2 protein-coding genes are annotated in these 1,320 nt (G+C 73.9%); one reads left to right on the top strand and one right to left on the bottom strand.

Going from position 1 to position 1,320, the window contains the following annotated elements; translation table 11 throughout:
• Positions 1-95: 95 nt before the first annotated feature.
• Positions 96-1,085 carry a sugar-binding transcriptional regulator gene (locus H5J30_RS33760; RefSeq protein WP_181791589.1) on the top strand — a complete coding sequence of 330 codons (990 nt, stop codon included), beginning with the start codon at positions 96-98 and terminating at the stop codon, positions 1,083-1,085.
• Positions 1,086-1,145: 60 nt separating this feature from the next.
• On the opposite strand, the gene H5J30_RS33755 is transcribed toward H5J30_RS33760, so the two are convergent.
• Positions 1,146-1,320 (bottom strand): response regulator transcription factor (locus H5J30_RS33755; RefSeq protein WP_181791587.1); only part of this gene is annotated, 175 nt, incomplete at its 5' end.

The following is a 1,320-nucleotide window of genomic DNA, read 5'->3' as shown; positions in this document are numbered from 1 at the left end:
ATCGTGAAAGTATTGAAGACGGAGCAGCGCCTTCGAGCAGCGCCGCTGGGGAGAGCAAAGGAGATCTCGTGTCGACGGGCCGGACGGCTGCGCGTATGGGACCCGCGGAGCTGGTGCAGGCGGCGGCGATGGCCCGCCGCTTCTACCTTGAGGGCAAGTCCAAGATCCAGATCGCCGACGAGTTCGGCGTGAGCCGGTTCAAGGTCGCCCGGGTGCTGGAGACCGCGCTCGAACGCGACCTCGTACGGATCGAGATCCGCGTCCCCGCCGAGCTGGACGCCGAGCGCTCCGACGCCCTGCGCGCCCGCTTCGGCCTGCGGCACGCCGTCGTCGTCGAGGCGCCGGCCGACGCCGTGCCCGACACCCGCGACCCGGAGAACCTCGGCAGCGTCGCCGCCGACCTGCTCGCCGAGCTGGTCACCGAGGGTGACGTGCTCGGGCTGGCCTGGGGCCGGTCCACGATCAACATGGCGCAGGCGCTGCACCGGCTGCCCCCGTGCACCGTCGTCCAGCTCACCGGCGTGTACGACGCGGGCACCGCCGAGCGCGGCTCCGTGGAGGCGGTACGCCGCGCCGCGGAGGTCGCCGGCGGCGAGGCCCACCCCATCTACGCGCCGATGCTGCTGCCCGACGCCGCCACCGCCACCGCGCTGCGCAGCCAGACCGGGGTGGCCCGCGCCTTCGAGTACTTCGACAAGGTGACCGTGGCCGCCGTCTCCATCGGCTCCTGGGAGGAGGGCATCTCCGCCATGCACGACATGCTCTCCGAGGAGGAGCGCGCGCACTACGCCTCGCTGGGCGCCGCCGCCGAGATGTCCGCGCACCTCTTCGACGCCGAGGGCCGCCGCATCGGGCGCGACCTGGGAGAGCGGTGCATCACCGTCGAGGCCGACCGGCTGCGCCGGATCCCCGAGGTGGTCGCCATCGCCGGGGGCGCGCGCAAGCGCGAGGCCATCGTGGCGGTGCTGCGCTCCGGCCTGGTCACCAGCCTGGTCACGGACACCGTCGCCGCCGACTACCTGCTGGACGAAGCGGCGCCGGGCCGCCGCCCCGCCCTGGACCGCGCGGACCCGGACGACCTGTAGCGCTCGCGGGGCGCGCTCCCTGCGGCGGACGGCCGTCCCGTACGGACCGGGCCGCGCGCCTCAGTCGGCCCGTGCCCGCAGGGGGTCGGAGAGGACGCCCGGGATCTGGGAGCGCGAGGTGAAGCCGAACTTCGCGAGGATGTGCTCCACGTGCGCGTCCACCGTGCGCTTGGAGATCACCAGCTTCTCGGCGATCTCCCGGTTCGTCAGCCCCCTGGCCACCAGCGCCGCCACC

It is taken from the genome of Streptomyces phytophilus (assembly GCF_013870535.1).
Classification (GTDB): domain Bacteria; phylum Actinomycetota; class Actinomycetes; order Streptomycetales; family Streptomycetaceae; genus Streptomyces; species Streptomyces phytophilus.
The sequence above is the reverse complement of the archived record's forward strand: the minus strand, read 5'-3'. Positions and strand labels throughout refer to the sequence as shown.